Origin of the sequence: Nocardia sp. NPDC004168, assembly GCF_040610355.1 — a bacterium.
GTDB lineage: Bacteria > Actinomycetota > Actinomycetes > Mycobacteriales > Mycobacteriaceae > Nocardia > Nocardia sichangensis.
In genome coordinates this window covers 1-6,383 of sequence record NZ_JBEXME010000069.1, presented here as the reverse complement: position 1 = coordinate 6,383, position 6,383 = coordinate 1, and the positions used below count along the sequence as shown (strand labels likewise).

Here is a 6,383-nt window from a genome sequence, read left to right as displayed (position 1 = left end):
GGCAACGCCGCCCGATCCAACTTCCCCACCGGCGTCAACGGAATCTCGTCCAACACCACAATCGACGCCGGAATCATGTACCCCGGCAACGACTCACCGATGTACTCGGCGACCGCGTCGGTGTCCAGGTCGGCGCCGGGGCGCGGCAGCACGTACGACACCAGTGCGGTCGCACCCGATGGCAGCGCCTTGCCCAGGGTGGCCGCGAAGTCGATATCCGGATGGCTGGTGAGAGCGTTGTCGATCTCGCCCAGTTCGATGCGGAAACCGCGGATCTTCACCTGGAAGTCCGAGCGGCCCAGGTATTCGATGACGCCGCCGTCCTGGCCGGCCGATTCGGTGCGTCGCACCAGATCACCGGTGCGGTACAGCCGCGCCGCCGGGTTGCCGCTATCGGCGCCGAACGGGCTGGCGACGAATCGCTCCGCGGTCAGGCCCGGCCGGTTGAGGTAGCCCTGCGCCAGCGCGGGACCGGACAGATACAGCTCGCCGACCACCCCGGCAGGAACCGGCCGCAGCCGCGAGTCCAGCACGAACGCGCCGACGCCCGGGATGGCCGTGCCGATCGTGATGGGCTCGCCCGGCGTCATCGGCGGCGTGCTGGTGGCCAGGATCGTGGCCTCGGTGGGCCCGTAGCCGTTGTAGAACTCGCGCTCGGCCGCCCAGCGTCCGACCAGTTCCGGGCCGAACTTGTCACCTGCCACCACCACGGCCTGCAGGTCGTCCAGTCCGGCCGGATCCACCGATTCCAGGGCGCCCGGCGTGATGAGCATGTGCGTGACGTGCTCGCGCCTCAGCAGATCCGCCAGCTCGAAACCGCCGAACACCGTCGGCGGCGCGATCACCAGCGTCGCGCCGGAGGAGAAGGCCAGCAGCAGTTCCAGCACCGAGACGTCGAAGTTCGGCGAGCAGACGTGCAGAACGCGCGAGTCCTCCGTCACGCCGTAGTGCTCGCGCTCCGCGGCGACCAGCCCGGCCAGACCGCTGTGCGTGACCACGACGCCCTTGGGCTTGCCGGTGGAGCCGGAGGTGTAGATGACATAGGCCGGGTGCCGCTCGTCGAGCGGACGGACCCGGTCGGTGTAGGAGATGGGGTGCTCCGGGCGCGCGGCGATGCGCGCGGCCTGCACCGGGTCGTCCAGTTCGATCCAGTACACACCGGTGCCGAGCACCGGGCGGTGCGCCGAAGTGGTCAGACCCACCGTGGCGCCGGAGTCGGCGACGATGTGATTGATCCGGTCGGTGGGATAGGTCGGATCCACCGGCACGTAGGCCGCGCCGGTCTTGGCGATGGCCCAGACGGCGAGCACCGACTCCACGCTGCGCGAGATTCCGATGGCGACCACGTCGCCGGGCCCGACACCGCGCTCGATCAGCTCCCTGGCCAGCCGCGAGGACGCCGCGTCCAGCTCGGCGTAGGTGAGCTCCCGATCGTCGGCCGGGTCCCCCGTGGGGTTGAACCGGATCGCGACCTCGGTGGCGGCGGACTCGACCGCGGCGGTGAGCAGCTGCGCGAAAAGCGGACTGCCCGACCTGCGGCGACGGCTACCGCGAGCAGAGCGACGGGCGGTTTCCATTCGAGTGCATTCACCTCTCGGATCGAGCCAGGACCCGGGCTCTACCCTGCTCAGGGCTTGTTATCCGGGGCCAGCGCGGACCGAGCAATCATATAAGGGGCTGACCACTGAACCCGCGCGCTGTATTGGATTGCCGCGGATGCCGTCGGTACGGTCCGCATCCCCCTTGTCGAGTGCTGTCCTCTCGTAGGACACCATCCGCCCCCCTGGAATCGGTGTCTTGCCTGATCCCTGCCGTTATATCGGTACTTATGCCATCGTGTTGCACTAGTGCCCGAATCGGTGAGCTTGGTCACAGCCATCCGCGCCGCGTGGCCTGCACCCCCGCCTGGAATCTGGTGCTCGCCCCGAGGCGCTCCAGCAGCCGTGCGGTCCGGCGGACCACCGTCCGTCGGGACATCCCGAGTCGCCGCGCGATGGTGTCATCGGTCGCGCCGAGCCCCATCAGGGTCAGGATCGCACGGTCGCGTTCGTCCAGCGCCTCCGCGGCCGGGTTCACCGAGATCGGCGCCGCCATCGTCCACAGCACGTCGAAGGTCTTGATCAACAACTCGAGCGTGGGGGAACCGGTGATGCGCAGACCCATCGGGTCGGGCCTGCGTTCGTCGGCGTGCAGCACCAGGCTGGCCCGCTCGTCGTCGCTGATGATCAATTTGAGCGGCGGCTCGGGCAGGGTTCTGGCCTGCGCACCGCCCGCGTTGGTGGACAGCGCGTGCCGCAGGCGCTCGGGGTCCTGATAGACGGTGTCCTGATACAAGGTCTGGTAGCGGATGCCGTCGGCGAGCCTGGCGCGTTTGAGTTCGAACAGTTGGCGCTCGCGCTCGGGATCGCTCAGATAGGGCCCGCGCTCGACCAGCTTGACGCAGCTGCGCGCGCCGGTCTGCATCTCCTCGAAATCCGCCAGCATCTCCAGCCGCTCGTACACCGGCACCACCGCGCCGTTGCCGCGGGGCGAGCGGCGCACCGAGCGGAACGTCTCGCTCAAGCGTGCTGCGGCGGCGTGCATCTGGTTGATCTCCTGCTGCCTGCGCCGAGCCTCGGCTTCGGACAACGATTCCGGCGCGTGCGCGTCCCACAGCGGTTCGCCGTCGGGCGACTCGACGCGGACCGCGGCGTGCAATTCACACAACACATCCAGCGAGTCCGCGGCGAGGTCTTCCGAAACGCCCAGGTACTGCGCGATATCGGCGAGACTCGACCGCGGATGGTGCACCAGCACGGCGTACGCGCGGCCGTGCGGTGACCCAGGCTCGAAGATGTCGCCCAGCTCGATCACGGCCCGAGCCTAGCGACCGACCGGTGTCCGTGGGGCAGCTCTACGAGACCAGGACGCGAACCGCCTCCCGCGTCACCGGGACGCGGGAGGCTTCGCTGCGCGCAACCGTGCGCTGATCGGAATATCAAGCCGGACAGGGAATGTCAGTGCGCCGACGGGCCCCACTCCAGGGGCACTCCCTTGGCGGCCAAGTAGGGCATCGGGTCGATCTTGGCGCCCGACTGGTCCCAGATCTCCAGGTGCAGATGCGGACCGGTGGACTGGCCCCGGTTGCCGACGGTGGCGATCACGTCGCCCGCGTTCACCCGCTGGCCCGCGTGCACGAACATCTCGTTCACGTGGCCGTAGACGGCGGTGGTGCCGTCGTCCTGCAGGATTCGCACCCACAGACCGAAACCGGAGGCGGGCCCCGCCTCGATGACGGTACCGTTGCTGACCGAGTGGATCGGCGCGCCCAGCGAGTCGGCGAAGTCGAGACCGTAATGCATGGCGCCCCAGCGGCTGCCGAAGCCGGAGCTGATCTCACCGGCCACCGGGCGCACCGCGGACGCCGGAGCGACCTGCTGCTGCACGCCCTTGAGGGCCTCCTCGGCCTGCGCCAAGGGACCGATGACCTCCGGGGGAAGGTTGGGAATGCCGAACGGCGCCGCGACCGGTGCGGCGATCTGGCCCGCGACCGCGGCGGGCTCCGGCGCGGCCTGCGCGACCGGCTCGGCGGCGGCCTTGGCCTCGACGATCGGAAGGATGCTCGTACCCTTCACGGTGGATGGCGCGGCCTGCGTCTCCTCGTCGGCATCGTGCGAACCGGGCAGCAGCGGCGACGCGTAAGCGAGCGCGGGAGCGACCTGGCTGGCAGCGCCGATCAAGGCGCCCGCGGCAACCGCCGCGGTGGCGGCGGCCTTGACTCGTTCGGTGGCGGACGGCTCGGCGCGGTGCCGCGTCGGACGGCCCGATTCGCCGCCGTCGCCGAGGAGGCTCTGGACGGTAATGGAACTTGGGCCTACACGGTGCTGCGACAAAGCTGAATCCTCGGTCGTACAACAGGGTCCGGGATGCCGGAGCCCTAGCGGAACCGGTTCGATAACGATCCGGTGAAGCCGGGCGGATAACGGTTTGGCATCCGTCGTGACGGGAACTCTACCGCGTCGTGACCATTCCGCAACCTTCCAGCGGAAAAACGCTGGTGAGTCCCGGGTCACATGTCCAGATACGCGACAATCGAACCGTGATCCTCGACCACTTGGACGTTCCGATCGCGCTCGCCCCCATGGCGGGCGGCCCCTCCACCCCTGAGCTGACCGCCGCCGTGGCCGAAGCGGGCGGTTTCGGCCAGCTGGCCGCCGGTTATCTGAGCGCCGCCGACACCGCGGCGCGGATCGCGGCGACTCGCGCGGCCACCGGCAAGCCGTTCGGCGTGAACCTCTTCGTGCCGGGCCCGCCGACTCCTCCCGCCGATCTGGCGGACTATCTGGCCGAACTCGGCGCCGAACACCAGCTGGGAGATCCGCGCTTCGACACCGACGACTGGGACGCCAAACTGGACCTGCTCGTCGCCGACCCGGTCGCGGCCGTGTCGTTCACCTTCGGCTGCCCGAGTGCCGCGGACATCGAACGGCTGCATGCCGCCGGTTCCGAAGCCTGGGTCACCGTCACCTCGGTCGTCGAGGCGCGCGTCGCCGTCGAGGCGGGCGCCGACGTGCTCATCGCCCAAGGCGCGGAGGCGGGCGGGCACCGCGCGACGTTCACCGATCGGCCCGCCGACGACGCCACCGACCCACTCGGGCTGTTGGCGCTGCTGCAATTGCTCTCCGCCGCCACCGACCTGCCACTGGTGGCCACCGGCGGCCTCACGACGGGCGCGGGCATCGCCGCCGCGCTCGCGGCGGGCGCCGCGGCCGCGCAACTGGGCACGGTGTTCCTGCGCTGCCCGGAGGCGGGCACCAGTCAGGTGCACCGCGCCGCGCTGACCGCCGACACCCCGACGATGCTCACCCGCGCCTTCACCGGACGCAGGGCACGCGGCTTGCGCAACCGCTTCCTGGTGCGGCACACCGCTACCGCGCCGACCGGATACCCGGAGATCCACTACGCCACCGCCCCGCTGCGAGCCGAGGCGCGGGCGGCGGGCAACCCCGAGGAGGTCAACCTCTGGGCGGGCCAAACCCATGAGCTGACACCGGAGCTACCCGCGGGCGAACTGGTCTCGACCCTGGCCGCCGACACGAAAGCCGCACTGGAAAAGGCACTTTCGCGCCGAATCCAGCATTATTGACAACGACTTTCGTTTAGACTTCAGTGGCATCGCATCGACGTTCAGCACTGGAGGAGAGCGCCATGTCCCTTGATGTCCCCACCGCAGTACTCGAACGCGCCGAACGCGGCGAGGTCGACGACGCCGACTTCGTCGAGGTCGTACGCAATTCGCTGCCCTACGCCTGGGAAGTGGTCAGCCGCGTAGCCGGTGAGCTGCGTTCCGGGACGGCCGAATTCGCCGACAACACGATCGCGCCGCCCGACGAGGTGGCGCGCGGGCAACTGCTGCGCGCCATGGCTTCCGACGCGATTCGCGGTGGACTGGAGCGGCACTTCGGCGTGAAGCTCGCCTTCCAGAACTGCCACCGGGTCGCGGCGTTCCCGCTCTCCTCGGTCGGCGGCGAGACCTACACCACGTTCATCGGCACCCGGGCCCAGCTGCTCAACCAAAGCCCGGAACTGCGCAACTGCTGATCCACCGAATCGAACACCCGGCGCGGCAAACCGTTTCGCCCGCGCCGGGTGTTCTCGCGTATGCGGCGCCGTGCCCGCGCGTCGCCGCCGCCCGTCACGGACGGCTGCGCGTAGGGTGAACCGCCATGAGCAGCAACGATCTTCGCGATGAGGTCGAGGCCCGGCTCGCGCCGTGGCGCCAACAGCTCGGGGCGGACCGCGCCGCCTACACCAATCATGTGCTGCGGGTGCTCACGTTGTGCGATCTGCTGGCCGACGACCGGCAAACCCCGCCGAGCGCCCGTGAGGAGTTCCTGACCGCGGCCGTGCTGCACGACATCGGCATCTGGTCGGCGGGCAGCTTCGACTACCTCGCGCCCTCGTGCGACCAGGCGCGCGCCTGGCTGGCGAGCATCGACCGCGACGACCTGACCGGACTGGTGGTGGCGATGATCGACCAGCATCACAAGATCCGCCCGGCGGGCCCACCGCACGACCCGGTCGAGATCTTCCGGCGCGCCGACGCGATCGACGTCGAGCTCGGCTTGCTCGGCCGGTTCGGCGTCTCGCGCGGAACCTACCGTGAGCTGGCGAAGCGCTATCCGAACCACGGCTTCCACCGCAAGCTCGTCTCCCTGGTCGCGCGGCGGGTGCGCAGCCACCCCGCGTCACCACTGCCGATGCTGAGGTGGTGACGCGGGGCGGCGGGGTCAGGACAGGGTGGTGACTTCCAGGTCGCCGTCGGCGTACTGGGCGCGTAGCCGCTTCTTGTCGAACTTGCCCACACTGGTCTTGGGGACCTCGGCGATGAACGTCCACCGTTC

The 6,383-nt window shown here is 69.7% G+C and carries 6 protein-coding genes; 3 read left to right on the top strand and 3 right to left on the bottom strand.

From position 1 onward, the window contains the following. The 3 genes from ABZW96_RS37005 to ABZW96_RS36995 form a co-directional block, all read right to left on the bottom strand. Positions 1 to 1,577, bottom strand: a 1,577-nt coding sequence (locus ABZW96_RS37005) for an amino acid adenylation domain-containing protein (protein WP_355081486.1), incomplete at its 3' end; no start/stop codon positions are given. Between the two features lie 292 nt (positions 1,578 to 1,869). Next, the gene (locus ABZW96_RS37000; RefSeq protein ID WP_355081484.1) at positions 1,870 to 2,853 is read right to left on the bottom strand and encodes a LuxR C-terminal-related transcriptional regulator; all 984 of its coding nucleotides are present in this window, start codon (positions 2,851 to 2,853) and stop codon (positions 1,870 to 1,872) included. Between the two features lie 143 nt (positions 2,854 to 2,996). Next, positions 2,997 to 3,872, bottom strand: coding sequence for a M23 family metallopeptidase (locus ABZW96_RS36995; protein ID WP_355081482.1), 876 nt, complete (start codon positions 3,870 to 3,872; stop codon positions 2,997 to 2,999). A 206-nt stretch (positions 3,873 to 4,078) separates the two neighbouring features. Here ABZW96_RS36995 and ABZW96_RS36990 point away from each other — a divergent pair, with 206 nt between their 5' ends. The 3 genes from ABZW96_RS36990 (at position 4,079) to ABZW96_RS36980 (ending at position 6,254) form a co-directional block, all read left to right on the top strand. Next, complete coding sequence (locus ABZW96_RS36990; RefSeq protein WP_355081480.1) at positions 4,079 to 5,125, top strand: nitronate monooxygenase; 1,047 nt, start codon at positions 4,079 to 4,081, stop codon at positions 5,123 to 5,125. A gap of 62 nt (positions 5,126 to 5,187) precedes the next feature. Continuing rightward, complete coding sequence (locus ABZW96_RS36985) at positions 5,188 to 5,580, top strand: SCO5389 family protein (RefSeq protein WP_355081478.1); 393 nt, start codon at positions 5,188 to 5,190, stop codon at positions 5,578 to 5,580. A gap of 125 nt (positions 5,581 to 5,705) precedes the next feature. Next, on the top strand, positions 5,706 to 6,254 hold the full coding sequence (locus tag ABZW96_RS36980; protein WP_355081476.1) for an HD domain-containing protein: 549 nt from the start codon (positions 5,706 to 5,708) through the stop codon (positions 6,252 to 6,254). Positions 6,255 to 6,383: the final 129 nt, after the last annotated feature.